The 24,892-nt window shown below is 34.7% G+C and carries 16 protein-coding genes; all 16 read left to right on the top strand.

All coding sequences use genetic code 11. The annotated features are described in order from the left end of the window. Positions 1-6: 6 nt before the first annotated feature. Positions 7-801 (top strand): IclR family transcriptional regulator, encoded by a 795-nt coding sequence (locus NZ923_10380; GenBank protein MCS7230418.1) that lies wholly within the window; start codon positions 7-9, stop codon positions 799-801. Next, positions 798-1,919, top strand: coding sequence for an o-succinylbenzoate synthase (gene menC, locus NZ923_10375; protein ID MCS7230417.1), 1,122 nt, complete (start codon positions 798-800; stop codon positions 1,917-1,919). Before NZ923_10380 ends, menC begins: the two co-directional genes overlap by 4 nt. 5 nt (positions 1,920-1,924) lie before the next feature. Beyond that, entirely contained in the window at positions 1,925-2,941 is a 1,017-nt protein-coding gene (locus tag NZ923_10370; protein ID MCS7230416.1) for a hypothetical protein, read from the top strand. Between the two features lie 18 nt (positions 2,942-2,959). Then, complete coding sequence (locus tag NZ923_10365; GenBank protein ID MCS7230415.1) at positions 2,960-3,256, top strand: 4Fe-4S binding protein; 297 nt, start codon at positions 2,960-2,962, stop codon at positions 3,254-3,256. Between the two features lie 144 nt (positions 3,257-3,400). After that, positions 3,401-6,373: a TonB-dependent receptor gene (locus NZ923_10360; GenBank protein MCS7230414.1), complete on the top strand. Its 2,973-nt coding sequence runs from the start codon at positions 3,401-3,403 to the stop codon at positions 6,371-6,373. Positions 6,374-6,397: 24 nt separating this feature from the next. Further along, positions 6,398-8,875 carry a hypothetical protein gene (locus NZ923_10355; GenBank protein ID MCS7230413.1) on the top strand — a complete coding sequence of 826 codons (2,478 nt, stop codon included), beginning with the start codon at positions 6,398-6,400 and terminating at the stop codon, positions 8,873-8,875. 22 nt (positions 8,876-8,897) lie between these two features. Then, a complete protein-coding gene (locus NZ923_10350; protein MCS7230412.1) occupies positions 8,898-9,899 on the top strand; it encodes a PorV/PorQ family protein in 1,002 nt (333 codons plus the stop codon). 105 nt (positions 9,900-10,004) lie between these two features. Next, the gene (locus NZ923_10345) at positions 10,005-11,027 is read left to right on the top strand and encodes a methionine synthase (GenBank protein MCS7230411.1); all 1,023 of its coding nucleotides are present in this window, start codon (positions 10,005-10,007) and stop codon (positions 11,025-11,027) included. A gap of 8 nt (positions 11,028-11,035) precedes the next feature. Then, a complete protein-coding gene (locus NZ923_10340; protein ID MCS7230410.1) occupies positions 11,036-13,723 on the top strand; it encodes a glycosyl hydrolase-related protein in 2,688 nt (895 codons plus the stop codon). A gap of 11 nt (positions 13,724-13,734) precedes the next feature. Further along, positions 13,735-15,789 (top strand): hypothetical protein, encoded by a 2,055-nt coding sequence (locus tag NZ923_10335; GenBank protein ID MCS7230409.1) that lies wholly within the window; start codon positions 13,735-13,737, stop codon positions 15,787-15,789. Then, positions 15,786-17,399: a hypothetical protein gene (locus NZ923_10330; GenBank protein MCS7230408.1), complete on the top strand. Its 1,614-nt coding sequence runs from the start codon at positions 15,786-15,788 to the stop codon at positions 17,397-17,399. Before NZ923_10335 ends, NZ923_10330 begins: the two co-directional genes overlap by 4 nt. A 31-nt stretch (positions 17,400-17,430) precedes the next feature. Continuing rightward, complete coding sequence (locus NZ923_10325; GenBank protein ID MCS7230407.1) at positions 17,431-19,302, top strand: hypothetical protein; 1,872 nt, start codon at positions 17,431-17,433, stop codon at positions 19,300-19,302. A gap of 84 nt (positions 19,303-19,386) precedes the next feature. Further along, complete coding sequence (locus NZ923_10320; protein MCS7230406.1) at positions 19,387-21,648, top strand: hypothetical protein; 2,262 nt, start codon at positions 19,387-19,389, stop codon at positions 21,646-21,648. Between the two features lie 29 nt (positions 21,649-21,677). Next, positions 21,678-22,493 carry a sugar phosphate isomerase/epimerase gene (locus NZ923_10315; GenBank protein MCS7230405.1) on the top strand — a complete coding sequence of 272 codons (816 nt, stop codon included), beginning with the start codon at positions 21,678-21,680 and terminating at the stop codon, positions 22,491-22,493. Beyond that, complete coding sequence (locus tag NZ923_10310; GenBank protein ID MCS7230404.1) at positions 22,490-23,461, top strand: Gfo/Idh/MocA family oxidoreductase; 972 nt, start codon at positions 22,490-22,492, stop codon at positions 23,459-23,461. The genes NZ923_10315 and NZ923_10310 overlap by 4 nt, the downstream gene beginning before the upstream one ends. After that, positions 23,458-24,892, top strand: a 1,435-nt coding sequence (locus NZ923_10305) for a hypothetical protein (protein MCS7230403.1), incomplete at its 3' end; no start/stop codon positions are given. The genes NZ923_10310 and NZ923_10305, both read left to right, overlap by 4 nt.

The following is a 24,892-nucleotide window of genomic DNA, read 5'->3' as shown; positions in this document are numbered from 1 at the left end:
GAAACTATGGGAATCTATGAATTTAAATCACCAAATAAGTATACTGTTCCAGCTGTTAAAAGATCAATTGAAATTTTAAATCTACTTGAAAAATCTGATAAACCATTGAGCTTAAGCGAAATTTCAAAACATATCAATTATCCTAGAAGCTCAATCTTTCGTATTTTGGTTACTCTTGAAAGTTACGGATTTGTTGAAAGAAACTCATCCGATAATACCTTTACACTCGGAATTAGGTTATCGCAACTTGGGATAGCAAAACTTAATAAAATTAACCTTGGATATGATTCATACAAATATCTTGAAGAACTAGCTAAGAAAACAGGGGAAAGCGTCTATCTCGCGGTATTGCATAATTATCGCGTTGTGTTAATTCAGCGTGTTGATTCTCCAAGCATGTGGTCACTTGTCACACAACTCGGACTAAGATCTCCAGTTCATTGCACGGCAAGTGGTCAAGTTTTAATATCCGAGATGAGCGATGAGGAACTTTCGCAGTTTATAAAGAAAACAGGCTTGAAGAAATATACTGAAAAAACAATAACACGGCTTTCTGAACTTAAAATGCGATTGAAAAAAGTAAGAGAACAAGGTTTTGCAATAGTTGATAGAGAGTATAACCCGGAGCTTGTCGCAGTTGCTGCACCAATTCGGAACGCATGGGGTAAAATTATCGCTGCGCTTTTGATAACATTGCAATATAGAGGTAGCAAGACAATCTCACGAGCTTACGAGCTTGCCAAGGACTTAAAGGAATATGCAGAGAAAATTTCAAAGCAAATGGGATATGCTGGAAAATGAAAGAAAAAATTGAAGAGATAAATCTATATCATGTTAGAATCCCGATGACTGAACCATTTAAAATCAGTAACGGTGAGGTCTCAATTAAAGATTCTATCATAATTCAAGTTAAATTTAAATCAGGTCTGATTTCATACGGTGAAGCATCGCCAATGTCAGGTTCATTTTATTCGGAGGAAACACCGGAAAGTGTCTGGAACGAACTTATAAATAAAGTCAGCTTAATTAAAACTGAATTTGATTTTGCAAACTTTAAGAATGAAATCTCAAATCTTTTAAGACGACTTTCTCAGTTAAAATTAAGTTCTTATGCGATTGCTGGGATTGAAACCGCTTTGTGGGATGCTTATTCAAAAATCTTAGGTAAACCTATTTATAACTTGCTTGGTGCAAACTATAAGGAAATTGAATCTGGGTTGGCGGTTGGTATTTATAATAATGTTAATGATCTCTTGAAAAAAATTGAGGGGTATCTTAAAACCGGAAATTACAAAAGAGTAAAAATAAAAATTCAAAAAAACTGGGATATAGAACCGATCTCAAATATCCGCAAATTCTTTGGAAATATACCTCTCATGGTAGATGCAAATTGCGCCTATGATCGCAATGATATTGAACATCTCAAGAAACTTGATGATTTTGAACTTATGATGATTGAACAACCTTTGCCAAAAGATGACTTAATAGGACATGGAGTTTTACAAACCAGAATCTCAACTCCGATATGTCTTGACGAAAGCGCTGACTCAATTCAAAATTTGAAAATCGCCTTTAGTTTTAATTCGTGTAAAATTGTTAATATCAAAATCCAACGAGTTGGTGGATTACTGAATGCCAAGAGGATGCATGATTTTTGCAAAGAGAACAACATTCCAGTATGGGTAGGTACCATGCCTGAACTTGGAATAGGGGCATTTCACGCACTTTCTCTTTGTATGCTTGATAATTGCAAATTTCCAACTGATATTGAAAGTTCGCTTAGATGGTATATTGATGATATCATTGAACCAGTAGTTGAAGTAAAAAATGGAAAGGTAATCTTTAATCAAAACACGTTCGTTAATCTTGAAAAAATTCAAAAGTACTCGCTCAATAAGGTCAAAATTAAATTTAACTAACAAACATGCCAACGCTTGAAGTTGAATTTTTAGGTTATCGTTTTAGAAGTCCAATCTTTATTGCATCTGGACCTGCCAGCCATGATGTAAAGCAGATACCTATAGCTCAAGAAATGGGTGCAGGTGGTGTTATTTTGAAAACAGTTGTATCCGATAAATTTGATTATATGAGATATTGGCCCAGACCGAGATATAAACTTATTGATTGGGATAAAAAAATGGACGGCAAATCACAATACTTTACACTCTATTCCTATGAACAAGCATATAGCGGTTCTATTGAGGATTATTTTAACTTTGTTAAGATCTCTAAATCAATATCTAACATTATAATAATTGGAAGCGCGTTTGCAGACGAGCCAGAAGATTGGATATTTCTCGCAAAGGGAATTGAAGAAGCAGGAGCTGACGCGATTGAACTTGATATCTCTTCTCCACATAAGCCCGGAACCATGCAGTTTGAAACACATTTCGTTCAGGCAATTAAATCTGTGGTTCAAAATGTTAAAATTCCAGTCCTTGTTAAACTTGGTCCAGGTCCTGATGTTTTACATCAGGCGAAAGTATCTAAAGAAATAGGCGCAAGTGCGGTGACTCTTTGCAATAGATTGCGAGGTCTTGAGATTGATGTGGAATCTCAGAGGCCAATACTCCATGGCTATTATGCTGGTGTTGGAGGGCCTTGGACAAAATATTATAACTTCAAACATGTCTCTGAGGTTTACAATGAAGTTGATATACCTATAAGTGCAACTAGTGGAGTTGTTAATTGGATCGACGCTTTAAAATATATCATGCTCGGCGCAACAACTGTTCAGGTTCTATCGGCGATAATTGTAAATGGCTGGGAAACGATAAAGCGGATAAATGAAGGTTTGTTAAATTTCTTAATTGAAAAAGGTATAGAAAACTTGGAAGAATTAAGAGGTGTTGCGGCAAGAAATATCATTGATCCAGAACTCATAATTAGATGGTCAGGGGAGAAGAAAAGTGGACCAAGAAATGTTTTTGATGAATGGTAAAAAAATAACAATGGCTTTATGAAATACACTGGTTTAAAACCTTTTCCACCTGATTTCCACGATAAATTTGCACCTGTTGCGGAAGTAATTGTTGAAAAATGCACAGGATGTGAGAGATGTCCTAAAATTTGTTTTTTTGACGCTATAAAGATGATCAATCAAATTGCTGTGATAAATCGGGATAATTGCACAGGATGTGGGCTATGCTTTGAAGCTTGTCCATTTGATGCTATAAAATGGATCCCTGATGAAACTTCAAATTTTGGTCCATTTGTTCAAAGATACAGAATTAGGGAAGTTGAGTTTGGGGATTAGTCAAATCTTGTGCCAAAGAATAATTTGTTTGTTTCATATATAAAAAAATGTTGTATTTGTAAAAAAATACTTGACAAAAATAGATTTATTTTTTATTTTTTATGTGAATTCTCGTTTAATTTACAAAACAACAAGAGGTGTGACATGAAGCGAAAAGTTTTAATTCTTTTGCCTCTATTTGTTTTTATAACTTCCCTTCTCTTTTCGCAAACGGGGAAAATTTCTGGTAAAGTTTATAACGAAGCAACAAACGAGCCAATCCCAGGAGCAAATGTCATCATTGAAGGAACACGACTTGGTGCAGCTACTGATATAAGAGGTAATTATATAATTTTAAATATCCCACCAGGTAAATACGATGTCGTCGTCTCAGCTGTTGGTTATGTTAGGACGACCGTGCGAAATGTTATCGTAAATGCTGATAAAACGACATTCCTTGATATTGCTCTAAAAGAGGAAGTTATTGGACTTCCTGAAGTGGTTGTGCAAGCAGATAAACCATTAATTGATATATCTCAAACAAGCTCAAGAGCAACAATAACTTCAGATGATATATCATCTCTTCCTATAGCAAGTTTCCAAGAGGCGCTTAGAATATCACCGAGCAACTTCGCCGGATATATAAGAGGTGGGAGAAGATATGAAACAAAATATATATTGGAGGGAATTGATATAAGTGATAAGTATTATGAGGCTTACGCTGGAAACTTCGGGGGAAATTTATATACAACATATCATGGGCTAAGCCTTACATTTAGGGAGAATGTAAACTTAACTGATATTGGTGTTGGTGCAATTGAAGAAATAAATGTCAACTCAGGTGCATCAAGCGCTGAGATTTCTCAAGCAACTGGCGGAGTCGTGAGCATAACGCTTAAGGAAGGAAGGGGAAGGATCTCTGGGAAAGTATATTTGAGATATGCTTCAAAACTTCCTCACAAGGGACCTCATTTGTATTTTGGAATTTTACCAGATGGCTCAACCGCAGCTGACAAATACTTTGGTGAAAAGAGGGCACTTGAAGCAAGAGGAGACGCTGCAAGCCGTGCCAAGGCTGCTCTTTACACTTGGACACCAAATAAGTATTGGTATGGAAATAAACCAACTGTGGAATTTGAAACTTCACTTGGTGGGGGATTATTCAAAGATCTTGCTGGGTTTTTCACAGATATCAAATTCTATGAAACATACGGCAGATTTCCAAATGAATTTAATAGACAATTAAATATAACAGGAAAATTAACATTTAATTTAATTCCATCAATAAAACTTACGGCCATTGGATTTGTTAACGATCAAGGTTTTTACTTCGGGTGGAAAAATAGGGTATTTAATGAAAACTATAAATTTTTCCTTGAAGGTGTTCCAAAATATGCCAAGGGAAGTTTCGCTATAAGCGGTAAACTAACGCATGCTCTCTCTTCAAGAACTTTCTACGAGCTGCAAGTTTCATTCCTCACGAGCCCAACAGAAGCAGGCTTTGTTGATAGCAATGGCGATGGGAAAATTGAACTTAATGAAGATAAAGGGGAATTTATAAAATTTGCTACACCAGAGGAAATAACTAAATATATAAGTAAAACAGATAGAAGCAAATTCTTTACAACTACCCCGAGAAATGAATCTGAATCCGAAGCGTCATTCCCGTCAGCAGGTCCATATCCACTTGCAAGACCAGGTGCTTATTATGAATATCAAAGACTATCAAAATTAAATATCAAATGGGATATAAAAAGCCAGATAACAAATAATCATCTCATAAGTGCAGGTTTTGATCTTAAGTTTTATAAATTCTCTCAACTTAGGAGATACACTGTTGTCGGGCGTTTTGATATTGAGGATTATTTCGTAACACCAAGAGAGTTGGGTTTTTATCTACAAGATAAAATTGAATATTCTGGTATAATTGTAAATGTCGGTGTTAGAGCTGATGCTTTTAATGCGGGAGCAAGTGAAGTGGACAATTACTTCGCTCCGTATACACTCAAAACTGAAAGGATACAACTCGGTGGAACAAACGAATTTTTAACAGTCAGTAGATATATACTCAAAAGAAATACACCAGTTAAAACAAAGTGGTTGATAGGACCACGACTTGGGATTTCTCATCCCATTTCAGATAAGGCATCAATGTATTATTCGTTTTCAAGATCAATGCAAGTACCTCCGTTCTCTTCACTCTATGCCGATGCGTACTCTGAAATGCATGGAACTTTACCTATTATATATTTAGTTGATCAAGACCCTCTTAAATCAACAATTTACGAGATGGGACTTCAGTATGTTATATCAAACTATTTTGGTATTGACATAAGTGCCTATTACAAAACAATAGAGAACTATGTTACCCTATCATATGGCGTTACACCAAGACCAGGGGTCGGTATAACCTATTTTATCCGATTTAATGGAGGATATGCTGACTCGCGCGGAATAGAACTAACTCTGAACAGCAGGGCCCTTCCGGTCGCTAATCTTTTCAAGCTTTCTGGAAAATTAACCTATGCTTATAGCTACATCAAAAATCTTGTTATATCTGGAGACGCTTTAAGAGGACAAAATATCACTGCTTTCTCCACACTTGGTGGTGATAGTGCAAGGTATGGTGGTAAGCTTCCATTTCAAAATGCAAAGTATTTTGCTGGCTATGAAATGAATGTTGTCTCAAATTTATCTTCAAGCTTTACTGGTTATGATAGACCACATAGAATAAATCTTTCGCTATTCCTTGACTTTCCTGCGCCTTTTAGAGGCATACCGCTTGATTTTCGCCTCAGTACATTCACAACCGCTGCAAGTGGTTTCCTCTATCCGCTTATTCTTGCTGATCCCAGATCAAGGAAACTCGGTGAAGGACCATGGAACATAAGAACCGATCTCAAGTTTGAAGCTGGATATTCAATAGGCAGAATACGAATCTCTCCATATCTTGAAGTTAAAAATCTCTTTGATAGAGAAAACATTATCGGCTACGATAGAACAACAGATGAAGGACAACTTCTCTGGGAACAAAAGAAAATAGCAACTGGACCACTTGGATTAACAGTTTTCAGAGATGGCACGAGTGCATTTGACATCGCAAGAGAAGTTTATTTCGGAATTAGTATAAACTTTTAAAGCAAATAAAACAAGGAGGCAAAAATGAGAAGGTTTTTAATTTCAATACTATTAATTTCAATAACAACAACGGCAGTTTTATCTCAACTTAAAGTTCAAGATGTGGAATTATTTAAAGGATCAAGCCCTGCGGTACCGAATGATGTCTTCCCTGGATCAGCAGTTATGATTGCAGGTGATCTGTGGGATTCATTCCTACCGAAAGGACAAGGAGTATTTTACAGCGAAAGAGCTAATGACCCGGCTCAAAATTGGAACCTCATTAGAATTGGTAATATAGACAGGCAATGGTCAACTCCAACAGCTCAATGGCCAGGTGGCTACCCAATAAGTTATTTCTGGGCTCAAGATATAATTGCCGTTGAATATAGCCCTGGGATTAATCCTGGAAGAATAAGAAGTTCAAGTGAAAATTATGCTTTTATGATTTATACAAATAGACTTGATGAATTATTTGGAAGAGGACCCTACTTTATTGGACCAATCTGGATCGGTCCTAACTTATTACCTGATCCTGCTGGAAGTTATAGATATGCTTTGTATTACGAATCTGGATTTCCTACAAATCTTGGTGTTTGGGTAACAGTTAGAATTGTTCAATTTACTCAAAATTGGAATAATTTTAATGATTTTATAGTTGTTGGCTTAACATTCAAAAATCTTGGGCTCCTTGATGTAAATGCTGATGGCACCCCTGAAAGAAGAAACAACAGAATAAACGCTCTCGTTGTTGGATGGTTCTCTGAAGTAATGCATAGCGCAGAAATCGGCGTAACAGGAAGAAGAATAGCTAACAGATTTGGATCCGGAAGAAATAGCGGTTATATTGCCGACCCGGATGAAACGGGAAGTCCATGGGCAACGGTTGTAAGCTACGCTGGTGTTAATCCTGCTAATTATGTTTCCTATCCTGACTCAAGCTCAGTTCCAACAGGTAAAAGAGATATGGGTCTTAATGCATATCCACTTCGTTGGTATACTGATGTTTGGTTTGGAAGGACAGTTTTAGCTGTTAAAGCAGACTCAATTGGAGAAGTAACTTCACCGGATAAGAGAACAATTTTTGATAGTCATCCTGTTGGTGTTGGTCCAGAGCGTGGCTGGTATCTTTCTGCTGGAACAGGTCGTGGAGGTCTTGATAATCGCAATGACGCAAGATTGATTCACACAATCCTTATGGGTACTTGGTATAAGGATGGTGGTAGATCAAATAGCGCAACACTTTTAGATCTCAGTCCCGATCCAAATTATTTCCAATCTGGAACCGCTGGGAATCCACTTTCATTTGTACCTAAACCAGCAGGACAAAGAGGAAGACCAGCTGGTGATAGAAAATCTACGAATGTTTTTGAAAATGTTTGGGAGAGTGGTTGGACAAGAGGATATTCAGCTCAGCACAACTTTGATGGTGATGCGTTTATCGGTTGCGGTCCTTTTTCACTTGAAGTCGGAGAGGCAATTACAGTGATATTTGCTGAATATGCTGGATTCAGATTATCTGGATTGTTAAGATCATTGCAGGCAGTGCGATGGGCGTATGAAAATAACTTCAGAGTTCCCGCAGGACCAGGCGCTCCAGATATAAAGGTTGAGATCACGGATGATAACAAAATTTTAGTTAGATGGAAGAAATCACCCGATGAAAATGATCCTAACTTCGGTGGTTATAAAATTTACAGAGCAAGTGCTTTCCCAACTTTTAGCTCGGTTGATATTGGTTTCAGAGTGCTACAAAGATATACTGAACAAATGGAAGAAGGAGAGATAAGAGAGCAATATAAAGATCCTATTAATCCAAAGTTTGATGCATTTGGATCTCTGAGACCAATGCAAGCAGGATATTGGGGACCATATAAAGTAAGAAAAATTATACCTAAAGCTCAGCTCTCTCAATATGCAAGACCTTCGGGAGGATATGATTATGCTTTCAAAGATGACGCGCTTGATGTTTTGCTTGGATTTTCATACTGGTACTATGTAGCAGCATATAAGAATTTGCCTTCACCACTGACAATAAACGGCAGAACTACAAATGTTCTTGAGTCAGGCAGAGTAAATGTCAATGGGGCAAGTGGATTATGGGAGGGAACATATCCCTGGTCTACGCAAAATTCATTCTATCCATCTGATCCAGAAGGACAAAAGAGAATTGGCGCGACGATTGTTGTCAAATCAAGAACAACAACTCCAGAAGAACTTGCTTCTGGTGCTAAAAAAGTCGGAGTAAGACCTAATCCTTACAAGAAAGGAGCTTTTCACGATATAGGAACACAACATAAGCTATTATTCTATAACTTACCTCAAAAATGCACTATTACAATACTTGATGTGTCTGGGCAAATAATAGATAAGATTAACTTCACTGCGCCAAATCCAAACGATGGAACTTATATTTGGGATATGTTTTCCAAGGATGGAATTGAGATTGCAAATGGACTCTATATTTATGTTGTTGAATATGAGGGTGGAAAACAAGTTGGATATTTCGCAGTTTTAAGGTAAAAAATAAAAAAGGAGTTTAAAAATGAGGAAATTAACATTCTTACTAACACTTCTTATAATTCTGAGTTCATTCTCAATTTCGCAGGTAAGGAAATCAGGAATAAATTCTCTCGCGTTTTTGAAAGTCGGTGTCGGAGCAAAACAAGTTGCTATAGGTTCGGCTGCGACAACTCTTAAGGGTGATCCGAATATGATGTTTTGGAATCCGGCAGGTATCATCCTTGAAGAAAATAGAACTGCATTTGCATTTACATATAATCGCTGGATAGCGGATATAACTCATATAGCAGGTGCGGTCACTTATAATTTCAATAACATCGGAACAATAGGACTTGGAATTATAAGTTTTGGTTTAAGCGATATATCAGCGGACAGAGACCTTCTTCCACCAGATTTAGCATATTTACAAATTGATCAACAAACCTCTTCAACTTACGATTTCAGGAACATTGCGGTTGTAATTTCATATGCAAGAAAATTAACAGATGTTCTTTCGCTTGGTGCTAATTTTAAATATCTACATGAGAGAATTGATGACTTAAGCGCCAACGCATTCGCTATTGATCTTGGTGCAAATTATAAGGTTGCAGATTTCTGGGATCTTGGAGCGCGACTTTCAAACCTTGGTTCTGATATAAAATATTATGATATCTCATCTCCAATTCCTCTATCTTTTTCAATTGGAACTTCTTTTCATTATACATATCAAGGAACTTTTACAGGAAAATTATTAATAGATTTCGTTCAGCCACAAGATTTACCGCAGCTTTTCTTCACAGGGTTGGAGTTTGATGCTTGGAAGATATTCTTTATAAGAGCTGGATATAAATTCAACTATTCTGGCACAAAAGATAAAGGTACTTCTTGGCGAAGCCCAATTGAAACGACGATAGAAGGATTTTCTGCCGGTGTTGGTGCAAGGCTTGAAATAGGAAACTATGGTGTAACCTTTGATTACGCATTCACACAAATGAAACTCCTTGATAATGTGCATAGGATTACCGTTGGATTTAGCTTAAAATAATTTAATCAATAGGGCGGGCAAAAATATATGAAGGCTTTAGAATCCCTCTAAAAAGCTAAGCCCGCCCAACTTTGTTTATCTCACCCAAATAAAATTTTTATTATTATGAATCTACCAATTTTGCCAACCACCGTGGTTGGAAGCTATTCATTACCAAGATGGCTTGAGCTTGCAAGAGAATTATATAATCAGGGGAAATTAACAGATGAGGAGATAGAGGAAGCTCATGATAACGCAGTTAAATCATGTATAAAAGATCAAGAACTCGCTGGTGTTGATGTCATAACAGATGGTGAATTGAGAAGAGAAACTATGGTCTACTTCTTTACAAAAAGAATTTATGGGTTCAAAACAAACGGCAAGATGAAACCTATCGGAAATCTTGATCCATCAATTCAAATGCCCGACCCAATAATCTTTGATAAGGTTAAGAGAATTGGTAGTATAGGATTAGCAAAACATTGGATATTTTTAACTCAATATACAAACAAAGAAACAAAGGTAACTATAACTGGACCTCAAATGCTTGCAAAAAGGGCAACGAATGAATTTTATAAAGATGAATTTGAACTGATACAAGACTTAGCTGATATTTTAAGAGAGGAAATAATTGAGGTTGTGAACGCTGGTTGTAAACTTATTCAAATAGATGAACCAGTATGGGTTGGATATCCAGAGGATCTACCCAAGTTAATTAAAATCTTTAATAAAATGGTAGAGGGAATCAATGCGAAATTCTGTATTCATATCTGCTATGGAAATTATCAACTGAAACGACTTTTCAAGGGGCAATATTCTGATCTTTTTCCAGCGTTGCTTGATGTAGACGCTGATCAGCTAAGTCTTGAATTTGCCGTTAATAATGCTGAACCTCTTGATTTGTTTAAAAAATATGGTACAAGAGATAAAGAAATTGTGGTTGGGGTCATTGATGTTAAAGATCCAAATATTGAAACACCAGAAGTAGTTGCCTCAAGAATACGACATGTTTTGGATATACTTGAACCTGAGAAAGTATGGCTTTCACCTGATTGCGGTATGAAGTTTATGCCTAGAAATAGAGCCTTCGCAAAACTTAAAGCAATGGTTGAAGGTGCTAAAATTATTCGTGATGAAATCAAAGGATAAAAACTTAGATGAAAAATGAAATAACCTATCACTTTGTTTCACAATCACATTGGGATAGAGAATGGGTTCTATCTTTTGAAGAATACAGAGTAATGCTTGTTGATTTTTGGGATGCTCTCTTTGAATTATTTGAAAAGGATCCTGATTTTAAACACTTTATGACCGATGGTCAAATGCAAATGGTTATGGATTATCTTGAAGTGAAACCACAAAATTTTGAAAAAATAAGGAATCTAGTTAATTCTGGCAGATTATCAATTGGACCTTGGTATATTCAAATTGATCAGTTTTTGCCAAGCGGTGAGTCGCATGTAAGAAATCTGACTATTGGATTTAAAATGGCGAAAATCTTTGGCGAGCCGATGAAAATTGGATATATCCCCGATCAGTTTGGTCATATATCTCAAATGCCTCAAATTTTAAATGGATTTGATATAGACACAGCTGTTATTTATCGTGGTTTTGGAGGGGAGCCAGGTCAGGAATTTTCTGAATATGTTTGGCGAGCTCCTGATGGAAGTCAAGTTTTAATGATACATCTACCAAAAGATGGCTATAGTTTTGGATATTTTGCGATTGATAGTGAAGAGATGATCCTGAAAAGATTTGAGCGCTTAAAAGAAGAAATTGATAAAAGAGCTCAAACATCGCATCGCTTAATTTTAAACGGTGGTGATCATCACTGGCCAGATTACCAAATCACAAAAGCGCTCAAAATTTTAAAATCAACTTATCCGAATTATGAATTCATTCACTCAACGCTTGAAAATTATATAAATTGTGTTAAATCTGAAATAAAAAATCAAAAATTACCAGAATGGGTTGGAGAAACTAGATTTGGACTAAAACACGCTTTCGCAGTGATTGGTGGAACAGCATCTTCAAGAATTTATATTAAACAAGAGAACTATAATGCCCAAATAAAACTTGAAAAAATTCTTGAACCACTTAATGCAATAGCATTTTTGCTTAAAAATAAAAACAGAACTGAATTAATAAATCTTGCTTGGCTTTATTGTCTGCAAAATCAGGATCATGACACAATAAATGGAACTGCGGTTGATAGGGTATATAAAGAAGCTATTGTAAGATACCTAAAGATTGACGAGATTTTCAAATCTCTTTCCTTTCAAATTTCAAACGATTTGTTTACATACGATAGTAGATTTTATGGAGATGATACGCATATATTTGTTTTTAACTTCTTACCTTTTGGGGTTAGTAAACTTGCTAAGTGTGAAGTTGAATTCCATCTACAAGATGTTATTGTTGGATTAAATCCGGATGTTAAACCAACAACCAAATCTCAAGTCGTATCGGGATTTAAAATTATAAATAGCAATGGTGGCGAAATCAAATATCAAATTTTAAATCGTGCGGAAAAATATTCTATAGTTTGGGGTTACCATGAATATCCTCACCAAATACTTGTTGATAGCTTTGATATATTACTTGATGTAGAAAATTTACCATCACTTGGCTGGGAAAAATTTAACATAGTTAAAACGAATTCTTTCCCAAAATATGAAACTAATTTAAAAGTTGGCTTCATTGAAAATACATATTTTATTGAGAATGAATTTTTAAGGGTTGATATAAGCGAAAATGGAAGTCTCAAAATCACCGACAAAATAAATCTAATAGAATTTGAAAATCTAAACATCTTTGAAGAATCAGGCGATGTTGGAGATGAATACAATTACTGTTTCCCTGACAACGATGAAGTTTACTACTCAACTGACTTTAAACCAGAAATTGCGATCGTTGAAAGCGGTCCTTTAAGAGCTGGGATTCAAGTTCGCTATCTTGTGTTAATTCCAGAACAAACATTCTCTTATGGAAGAAGCTCTGAAAAGGTAGAAATGGAAATTGTTTCAAACATTTACCTTGAGCATAATTCCAGAAGAGTTGATATTAAAACGAAGGTAAACAACAAAGCAAAAAATCATAGGATCAGAGTTTTGTTTATCACTGGCTTGAATACAAATATAAGTTATGCGGATTCTCAGTTCTGTATAGTCAAAAGAGTACATAGAAAGTATAACTGGGATGAATATCCATATGAAAAGCCACTCAATCTCGAAGTTCTTCAAAGATTCGTTTGTATTCAAGATGAGAATAAAGGGATTGCGATTTTTACTCGGGGACTGCATGAGTATGAACTTTCTCTTGATAAACCAGGTCAAATTGCAATCACTTTATTGAGAGGCGTAGGCCAGCTTTCAGAATCAAATCTTAAAACAAGACCAGGGGGAGATGCTGGATGGAAAAATGAAACTCCAGATGCACAATGTTTAGGAATTTACGAATTTGAATATAGCATTTTCCTTTATAGATCAAACGATTTTAAAAGTGTTAACACTCAAGCGGAAATATATCACAGCCCAAATTTTACAGTTAAGAGAAAAAATTTAATTCAAAATTTATCAAAATTCTCTATGCTTAACATTGATGGAGATAACATAGTTTTAAGTGCGCTTAAGACATCTGAAGATGGGAGGGGAATAATTTTAAGATTATATAATCCTACCAATAATGAGTCAATCGCAAAATTGAAGTTAAACTTTGACTATAAAGAATTATCACTTGCAAAATTATCCGAGATCAAAGTAAAAAAACTTGAACCTGAAAATGAAGAAGCTTTTTTGATCGGTGTTCCTCCATTTAAGATATTAACTTTTAAAATTGAAATTTAACAAATACGATTATGAATCTGAACATAGCTATTGCTGATGAATTCCGAAAGCTTGGCGAGGTAGAAATAGCTAAAAGTGATAAAGTGATATTAAAAATTCAAGGGCTTGCAGAATTTTATTTTAAAAATGGTGAAATAGAAGCAATAAAAATTTCAGATTTTGAAGAGTTTAATGATACAATCTTGCTCAATGGAACATCACAGAATTTTAAAGCTGAGGTCAGTTTACAAAAAGATAAAATTGTAAACGTTGAATTTATGAAGTTTAGATATAACATTAAAAACATATCATCTCATACTTTGGAAGGGCGATTTAGAATAATTTTTGAAATTGAAACCTTGGAAAATCCAAGATGGCTCGTTCCTGGGATTTTTTACAAAGATAATAATGCTAAGTTTACATATAAAAAATTTCCCAAATTTAGCATCAAATCGGATCTTCAAAACTTCATTTCTAACAGTTGGTCTTTTTGTTCAAGAAGAGCAGCAATTCCAGGGATATTTTGCTGGATTAATGATTGCATGTTTTCGTTCTTAACCTCCGAAACATTTTCTCACGGGGAATCGGGATTATTTTTTTATTACGATGGAAGTAAAACTAAAATAGGTTTTTTATTTCCTTACACCGAAGAACCACTTTCATATTCTATGTTTAAGAATTTTCAGCCAGATTGTAAAATTTTGAATCTTGGCGAAGATAAAGTTGTCGAATTTTGGTTTAATATTTTCATTGACGATCATGATCTTCATAATTATGATAAAATTGTAAGATGGTTTTATTATAAGATGAGAAGATTTAACTTACCTCGTCCATGGTTTACTTTTGAAGAAGGAACTAAATTATCTGCTTATGGACTTTACAAGTGGCATTTTGATGGAGAAAATAATGTAATTTTTGAAACAAGAGGATTTGACAACATTTTGAGTTTAAATGTGAATGGAGAAGATATAAGACGGCATATGCATGTTTCTTGGGTTAGCGGAATCCCATATGCTTTTGCTTTGATGAAATATGGATATATATGTGAAAATCAATCTTATATTGAGGCAGGTAGAAATGTGATTGAAAAAATTGTAAACGAAGGAATTGCGCCAGCTGGAATTTTGTATTCTCAATGGACGCTTGAAGATGGTTGGACAGATGGATGGAATCCTGAACCAGGTTTAACGCAGGCAAGAACTTTAAGTGAAGCTATACTATTTCTATGTAGAGCGTACGATCTTGAGATAAAAAGAGGATTTGATCATGAAAATTGGCGAAGATGTATATTCCAAAATTTGAATTTCGCCATAAGCATTCAAAAAAACGATGGTAACTTTGGTTCATATTATGACTCAAAAACTGGAGAAGTGAGAATATATGATGGATGCGCTGGTCTGCTATGGATATCAGCACTAGTTGAAGCTTATAGAATCTTTAACGAAGAAAAATTTAAAAATTCAGCAATTAGGGCTGGATACTATTATGCTAAGTTTATAAATGACGAGTTTATCTATGGGGCACCAGAAGATGCTTTTATGATCCCTACATCTGAAGATACTTACAATGCTGTTATTTCCTATACTTTGCTTTATGAATTAACAGGTGATGAAACTTGGCTTAAACTTGCTTGTAAAAGTGCTGATTTAATGATGACCTTTAGGTTCTCATATAATCTTGAATTCCCAGAAAATACTATTTTAAATCTATACAAGTTCAAAACAATAGGTGGAGATATTGCTTCGCCAGTTAATCAACATCTTCATAACTACGGTTTAATCTGTGTTCCAGAGATGTTAAAACTTTATAAGTTTACGCAGGATAGATATTACCTTGATAGGACGATAGACAATATATGTTTTTCACTTCAATTCATAGCAAGGTTTGATGGTGATTTTAATTCTTTCAAAGGTATGATGACGGAGCAGTTTTATTATGTTGATTGGCTTAGGCCAGCTGGAACAATACTCACACTTTCCCACGCTTGGTGCCTTGGAATGGTGCTTTATGCTTTTACATCTGTTATTGAATCTGAATTTAAAGATTTAATTTTTGAAGAAATAAAAACCAAATCATTAGAAAAATGATTAAAGAAACTTACATTAAAACTGGAAAAGCTGAATTTGACGAATTCATTCCAAGTGTAAAGTATTTTTTTGATGTGAACACTGTTGATGTTTATATTGATGCAAAAAAGATAAGGGCTTTTATTGATCCAGATGCACCATCTTTTTGGATCAGAACTATAGCAGACCACTTAAGAGCTTCAAGGTATTTCGAGGCAGAAATAAAAAACATGGTTGAGCACTTTGCAGAAACGCAAGCGGACAATGGTAGAATTTTTGATTATTTCACAGTTTTCCCAGAAAAATTACCTTGTGAAAAAGAAAATTGGGTGAAATATGTTCGTGTTCCCGTTGAAGCTGATGTTGAGTTCAGATTTATCAAAGCAATTTATCTTGTCTGGCAAGCTACTGGTGATGATGAATGGGTAAGGCAGTTGTTACCAAAAATGGAGAAAGCTCTTAACTATATACTCACTAATCCGTGGAGGTGGGATAAGAAATTAAAACTTGTCAAACGCGCTTATACAATTGATACTTGGGATTTTGCATATACTGCTGGAAAGCACAATTGGCTTCAATTCCAAATTGATGAAAACACCTTTTGGGGAATAATGCACGGAGATAACAGTGGATACTACGAAGCTTTCATGATAATGACATCATTTTATGAACTTTTTAAAAATAGAAAAAAATCAGAGGAATGGAAAAAGAGAGCAATTGCTCTGAAGCGAAGAATGAATAAAATTTGCTGGAACGGCAGGTTTTATACTCATTTCGTTAAAATAACTCCTGTAGTTATAGATGGGGTTGATGAATCTCAACAACTTAGCTTGAGCAATCCAATGGACATAAATCGAGGTGTAGCAACACATAAAATGGCGGTTTCAATTATTAAGGAGTATCTAGAAAGAAGAAAAAGAACAGAAGCATTTGCTGAATGGTTTTCAATTGATCCCCCGTTCCCAGATGGGATCTTTGGTGATGAAAGAATTATCCGCGGTGCATACTGCAATGGTGGTATTATGCCGCTTGTCGGAGGTGAACTTGCTAAAGCTGCTTTTGATCATGGTTTTGAAAAATACGGAGTTGATATACTAAAAAGATATTATAATCTTGCACTAAAAATAAGAAAAACATATTTATGGTATTTCCCAGATGGAACGCCACTAAGCCAAGAAAAAATGACAAGCCCGATGGAGTCATCAACCGATATATGGGGCTCGAGCGCTATGTTTTATGCTCTAATGGATGGGCTAGCTGGTATTGAAGATAAATTCAAACTATTCCAAAAGGTTAAACTTTCCCCAAGATGGCTCTCGGCTGAAGTTGATAATGCTGTGGTTAGCGCATTTTATAAAGCTTCAGGAAAGGGAATTTACTATGATTTTAAATTTGATGGTGAGAAAATAACGCTTGAGATCGCAACTGGAGAAGATAAACATTCAACTATTAATACAAATGTTTTACTTCCAGAGGACGCAAAGGCAAGTAAAGTTATTTTCAACGGTAGGGAAATTGATTTTAAGAATATAAAAATTGAAAAAAGTAATTATGCAACTTTCTCAATAGCAGTAAGAGATTCAGGTAAAGCAATAATATTTTTGAAGAAAGACAAACGGTTCAGCAAGTAAACTTTTCAGAATCAAAATAGGGTTTAAAACAATGAAATTCGCAAAAGATGTTGATTATATTGTCTTAGTGATTTACTTCGTTATAATGCTTTTCATAGGAATATATTATTCTAAATTTAGCAAAGGCGTAAAAAATTATTTCGCAGCAGGTAACAAAGTTCCTTGGTGGATAAGTGGGGTTTCTCTTTATATGACAAATTTCAGTGCGTGGACTTTTACGGCAGCTGCTGGTTTTATCTACCATTCATCATGGTATGGTGTAATTTACATAAGCAGTGGAATTGTGACATATTTTCTTGCATCTTTACTTACAGCAAAGAGATGGAGAAGATCAAGAGTTGTTTCTCCAATTGAGTATACTCAAACAAGATATAACATTCAAACTCAACAGCTTCTCGGTTGGGTTATATCTGCAAATTATATTCTTTCGGCTGGAGCTCAACTTTCTGCAACTTGTAAATTTCTCGCTCCTCTGATTGGGATAAATATAGATATTCTTATAATTGCAACGGGGATTATAATTTTATTTTATACATTTCTTGGAGGTTTATGGGGTGTTCTTGTAACGGATTTCGTTCAGTTTATAATTTTAATAAGCATGACTCTTGTAATTGCTCCTCTCAGTTTGAAATTTGTTGGTGGATTGAATGGCCTTTTTGAAAATGCACCGCCACTTACTTTTGAACATGTTTACAATAATGTTTTTTATGATTTAAATTTTTTAATAGCAATTTATCTCATTGGAACTATTGGAATAGCAGCAGGTGCATCGCAGAGATTTTATAGTGTTGTTGATGAAAGGTCAGCTTTAAAAGTGGGAATTCTTGCATCTGTTTTATCTTTTGCTCAACCATTTCTTTTTGCAGTTCCACCGCTTGTAGCAAGGGTAATTTGGCCTGATTTAATGCAAGTTGATTTATTCAAAAAGTTTTTTCAACCGAATGATCTAGTTTATCTTGGGGTAGCACTTCAAATCTTGCCAGCTGGACTCATTGGGCTTTTGATGTCTGCAATGCTTTCAGCTACAATGAGCACTCTGTCAAGTGTATATAATTTTGTTGGCTCAATTATAACCAGAGATATATATGTCCCTCTATTTAATCCGAATGCAGATGAGTTAAAACAGTTTAGATTTGGAAGGTTCACAACGCTTGTTCTTGCTTTAATAGTTATTGCAGAAGCCTTGATTTATATTCATAGTGAGTTTGGAATTTTCAATATAATGGTTACATTCTTTACACTTTTCAATATACCTGTAAATATCCCACTCGCTTTCGGTTTAATTTTTAAGTCAATACCAAGATGGGGTGCATCGCTTGCAATTATCTGGGGACTGATGATAGGTATTATCTCAAGATTCATCGCTGGATGGTCAGTTGGACCGCAAGTGTATATATCTGCTATCGCTACATTTGGGATACTATTATTAAGCGATAAAATACGAGACCTCTACCTAAAAAATAAAAAGACATTATTACTAATATCAATCTCAACCTCTGTCATTCTATCCCTTATATTATCTCTTAACCTGAAAGAAGAATCTATGATAAGGTATTTAAGTGTCATTATTTTATCGTTTGCCCTTGGCTTCAGTCTTATCTTCTTTAATAAATTTGTTAGAGAAACAGAGCAAGACAGAAAAATGGTTGAAGACTTTTTCAAAAAGATTGAAACACCTGTAAATGTTGAAGAAGAGGTATACGGAACTACTGCGAAAGATGTTACAACATTCAGTTTTATAGGGATTATTTTAATAGTAATAGGCATTTTAGTTCCATTACTTTCTATCGTATCAAACAGCGAAAGGGATATTTATATCTTCATAACTGTTGCTTCCATTTACATTATATTTGGTCTTTTTATGCTTCTGTATGGAATTAAAAATAAAACCAAAACAAAATGATAACTTAAGATGAAATTAGCTGACGCATTAAATAATATCAAAACCATCAAATTCCTTAAAAACTGTGCCCCGGTAGTTAGAACTGTGGCATTTCATCTCTCAAACTATTTAGGTAATCCTGTTGAAATTGTTGAGATGGATAAAGCGGATGAATTGATACATGAAAAAGGGACACTTTATATTTCGGTTGCGGATGAAATTGATTACGATGGAAGGGAATCTGCAAAAGTTAAATACGATGATAATTATACTTTTTTCAAAATTGATCAATTTGGCTCTGGATTACTCTATTCATCAAAACGATACTTTCTTTATTCATTTTTTATTTATTTGATTGAGGACAAGATTAATGATGATATAGATGAATGGATAAATGGTAATTTTATTCCAGTTACCTTTAAATGGATAAGGAGTGTAAATGATTTCTTTTTGACACAACAGGGAAGAATTCAGCGAAATTTAAAAAGGGAAAGTTATATTCAAGCACTTGCGAAATTTGGATTCACGCATGTTGAGGTGAATGGATTAGGTTTTCCGATGGGAATTGAAACGGGGCCAAGAGGTGAGGTTTATCCGATGTTTTACACATATTTACCAGCACTTGACCAATTTGTATATAGTGAGTTAAACCGGGGAATTTATCCATTTTATTATCTTAGCATTAATCTTGCTTACTTGAGAAAAAGCGCGAAATTAGCTCTCAAATATGGGCTTTCGCCAGGGCTTCTTTGCTTTGAGCCAAGATCTGTGCCTGAAGAGCTTTTTGCAAGATACCCTATGTTAAGAGGGGCACGCGTTGATCATCCATTCAGAAGTTTCAAACCAAGATTTAACCTTACTATAGCACACCCCAAAGTTCTTGAACATTACGCTGAAATGCTAAGGAAATTACTTAAAGAAGTTCCTGAACTTGAATTTCTTTCTATTTGGACTAATGATAGTGGTTCCGGGTTTGAGCATACAAAATCTTTATATGTTGGAAGAAATGGAGGAGCTTATTTAATTCGTGAATGGAAAAGCGATGAGGAAATAGCAAAAGTAGCAGGGCAAAATATCCTTAGATTTTTTAAAACTTTGAGAGACGCAGCTTCTGAGATTAATCCAAATTTCAGAGTTATAACGCGACTTGAGTCCTTTTACGGTGAGCATGATACGATTTGGAAAGGATTAGAAAACAAAATTGAGGTTGAAACAAACTCACTTTTAGGAATTGGTTGGCATGTACCATATTCACATCCCCAATATCCAGAAATCAAAGAAGTTGGCGGAACGCCGTATCAAAATTACATTGATCCAAAGGAAAAAGAATTACTTGCTGATCTTAGATCAAGAAATTCAAATGCTCACTTTTATTTTACTTGCGGACCTTATACATTTTTGGATCCGTTAATTGGTATTCCATATCCTTGGCTTACTTATCAAAAGTTGAAAGCTATGAAAGACTCTGGTATAGATTATATTGCTCATACTGGAGGAATTAATCCACCTGATCTTGCACCCTATAATATCAACCAAGAAATAATAAGAATTTTTCAATATAAACCCGATATGGATATAGATAAAGAGATTGAAAGAATTGCAAAAGTTTGGGCAGGCGAAAAATGGAGTTCACTTGTTAATTCATGGAAACTAGCTGAAAAGGCGATACTTGCTTATCCAATTCCTGTACATCTTTATTCTACCTTTGGTTTTACATGGCTAAGGTTATGGGTTAGACCTCTTGTTCCAAATATTGAAACAATACCAGAAGTCAAAAGAAGATATTATGAGGAATTTATGTGTTCAACGCCTCAAAACCCAAATAATGTTGACCTCATGAGAGATGTTTTATTTGAATTGACAGATAGAAAAAGATGTGAAATCGCTACCGAAAGAATGGATAAATTCCTATTTCCACCCCTTGAAGAAGCAATAAATATGCTTAGTGATGAAATTAAAAATCTTCCTGATAATTCAAAATCAAAAAAAGCATTTTGGGATCAATTTGTCAGGTTGAAGGTTTTGAAATGTTGGTTCAAAACTATTAGAAATATATCCGCTTGGATCGCTGGAGTCCATGGTTATCTTGAATCTAATTCTGAAAATGACAAACAAAAGTATAAAAATATGGTAAGAGAACTTATGGAAAGCGAAATTAAAAATACAGAAGAACTCATTGATCTGTGGGAAAATAATAATGGAGTTGAATTCATGGCGATAACAGATATGGGGGAAACACCACTTATCCATGGTGAAAATTTCGGCGATCTTTTGAAAAATAAAATTGAACTAATGAAAGAATATATAAACGACGAGCCATATATAGACCCTGACTATATGTGGAAAAGATCTGCAATGATGCTATAAATTTGAAAACAAAATAAAACAGGAAAATCATGGAGATAGGAATTGTTTCAGATGAAATCTCCTTAAACATAAAAGAGGCAATTGAAGTTGGTTTGAGGCTTGGTATTAGAAATTATGAACTTAGATGTATAAGCAGCTATGAAAAAAGAGTGCCTTATATTAATGATAGCGATTTAAAATTTGTTTTAGATAATCTTGAAAGTGGTAAGATCAGTATAACTGCGCTTTCCCCAGGGATTTTTAAAATAAAACCATCAGAGAACGAAAGAGTAAAATTTGAAATTGAGAATGTACTACCAGATACATTTAAACTTGCCCGTAAACTAAATGTCAATAAAGTAATCATTTTTGGATTTGTCAAAGACACGACACCGCTTGAAAATATAATTGAAATTCTAAAAACTGTCTCTATATATGCTCAATCAGAAAATTTTACGCTTGCTATTGAAAATGAACCTGGTTTTTATTGTGATACTGGTAAGAATACAGCTGAAGTTATAAAACTTGTTGGAATCAAGAACCTTGGTGCAAACTGGGATCCAGCAAATGCTGTTGGGGCTGGCGAATTTGCTTATCCTAATGGATATGAAGCGATAAAGAATTTTATCGTAAATCTGCATGTTAAAGATGCTGTTAACTTTCCAGAGTTCAGATGCACTTTGATTGGTGATGGGGCTGTTAACTGGTTTGGACAAATGAAAGCAATAATCCAAGATAATATCGCTGAACAAATAAATATAACTCTTGAAACTCATCGCATCCCACTTATTGAATCAACAATTGAAAATATCAAAAGATTAAAAATAATTCTAAATTCAATCTCAGAGTTAACACAACAAACATGAAAAGCAAAAAGGTAAAAATAGCTTTAGTCGGACTCGGAGGTCATGGAAAAACGATAAGAAACGCAATTAAATTATGCTCTCAAATAACTGTCGTAGCTTGCTACGATGTCAATGAAAAACTCGTTCAAGAAGTAAGTGAGGAATTTAACTGCAAAGGTTTTTTAAACTATGATGAACTCTTAACATATACAGATATTGATGCAGTCGTAATTATAACACCTAACTTCCTTCATTTTGAACAAGCGAAGAAAGCACTTCTTAAAGATAAAGATGTCTTTGTTGAAAAACCAATAACAGTAAGTGTCACTGAAGCTGAAGAAATTTTGAGAATTTCTAAGGAGAAAGGTTTAGTTGTTCAAGTGGGACATAACACGCGGAAAAGAAAAGTTTTTAGGAAGGCAAAGGAAATTATTGAGAAAAATCTTGTTGGGAGAATCGCGTTCTTTGAAGCTAATATATCGATGGCGACGGGGCTTGGTGAGTTTCCAGAGTGGAAGAGAGATAAAGGCAAATGTCCTCTTTTACCAATGACCCAACTTGGAATTCACTTTGTTGATACCTTGTCGTATTTATTTGGTGATATCGTTGAAATTTCATGTCTTGCAAGGAGCGCATATCTAAATGTTGAAGATTCTAGTGTTGCTATTTTAAAATTCTCAAATGGAATAATTGGAGCTTTATCGTCTTCATATGTTGTGCCTGATACCTATGAAATAACAATTCATGGAACAGAAGCGATAATAAAATGCTACTTAAATAAAATTCAAATTCAAGAATTAAACAGTAACTGTATTACTTACGTGTTTGATGAAACAATTGAAAGTTTTGTTGAAGAATTATGTGAATTTGCTTACTGTGTAATTGAGAGAAAAAGACCAGAAGTTGACGCTGAAACTGGTTTAAAAAATCTAAAAGTAATTGAAGCGATGATCCAATCATACATAAATAAAAAGACGATCGTCTTATGATTGCTATTGTAATCTTGATATTTCTGCTCAAAGCAAAAGCGGAAAACTCCAACTTTAACTCAATAGAGCAAAACTATTTATATGAATTCCAATATAGAAAAAATACCATAATTTCATTCTATTCCGATTCATTTAACCTTTTACATAAAAAACCCGATTTTTTCGTCTTAACAGTTAAACTAAAGTTTAGAAAAGATTTTGAAAGATCTCTCAAATGGCTTGATTTGTTAATTCAAAATCCAGAGGTCGATAATATGTTCTTTGCCTATCAACTAATGGGTCTTTATTTACATTGCAAGGATAATTTAAGCAATGAATATCGTGATAAAATCAAAAATACATTTAAAACAAAAACAATCTATCGTGGCGACACCGAAAATCATTGGCTGATGTATTATATCGCATGGTATCTAATATCACAAGAATGGCAAGGTGAAACTTGGTCAAACTTAAAAACATCAAGTGAACTTTTTCACGAATCTGAAGAGTATATTAACTACTGGATAAATCAAACTGTATCCTTTGGTCAAATTGAATTTGATTCACCAACATACATAATAACCTATATTCCACCTCTTTGCTTACTTTACGACTTTGCGGAAGATACTCTTATGAAAAGAAAGGCACAGATGATGATTGAATATATTCTTGCAGATTATGCAGTTGAGTATCTTGTGGGTTGCTATTGTGGCGGGCATAGCAGGGATTATTCGGAGTTCGTAATAAATCCACGATATGCTCAAGCAAGAACACTTGGATATCTTTATTTTGGTCAAATTGATTTTAAGCCATATTTAAAAGAGTCAAATAGTGTTATATTTTGCGCTTTAAGCAGTTTTTATCTTCCTGATATAATTTATTATATAGCTACAGATCGTGCGGTTTCATATGAGCATAGGGAGAGGAAAAGAGTTAGGAACATAATAAGATTTGGCAAGGAGAGGAATCCTGCTGTTTACAAATACACATATATGACGAGGGATTATTGCATGGGTAGTTTACAGGGTGGTATACTTCAGCCGATACAGCAGCATAGTTGGGATATAACATTTTCTGATTTTGGGGATTATAATACGGTTTTTTCGGTTCATCCATATTTTTCAGAAATTGAACTCGGTATGTTCTTCCCTGAAGAGATAAAAATTTTACCCGAACTCGTGGACAGGGCTCATAAAATTTATAGAAATCCTAACAAATGGTCATCTTCTTCACCATATGAACGTATTTTTCAGTATGAGGGTACGTTGATAGCGTTGTATGATTTTACTGGTATGACATTTGTTGAGCAGTATCGTCATATAAACATATTTATACCTAAACAGCTTGACTATTTTGAGATGGACACATTAGGTTGGATTATAGGCAAGCGAGGTAATGGATATTTTGGGATTATGGTATTAGGTGCCAGGAGTATAAGTTTAGTTGTTGATA

Origin of the sequence: Candidatus Kryptonium sp., from assembly GCA_025060635.1 — a bacterium.
GTDB lineage: Bacteria > Bacteroidota > Ignavibacteria > Kryptoniales > Kryptoniaceae > Kryptonium.
Note: the sequence above shows the minus strand (reverse complement) of the source record. Positions and strands in the feature narration are given on the sequence as shown.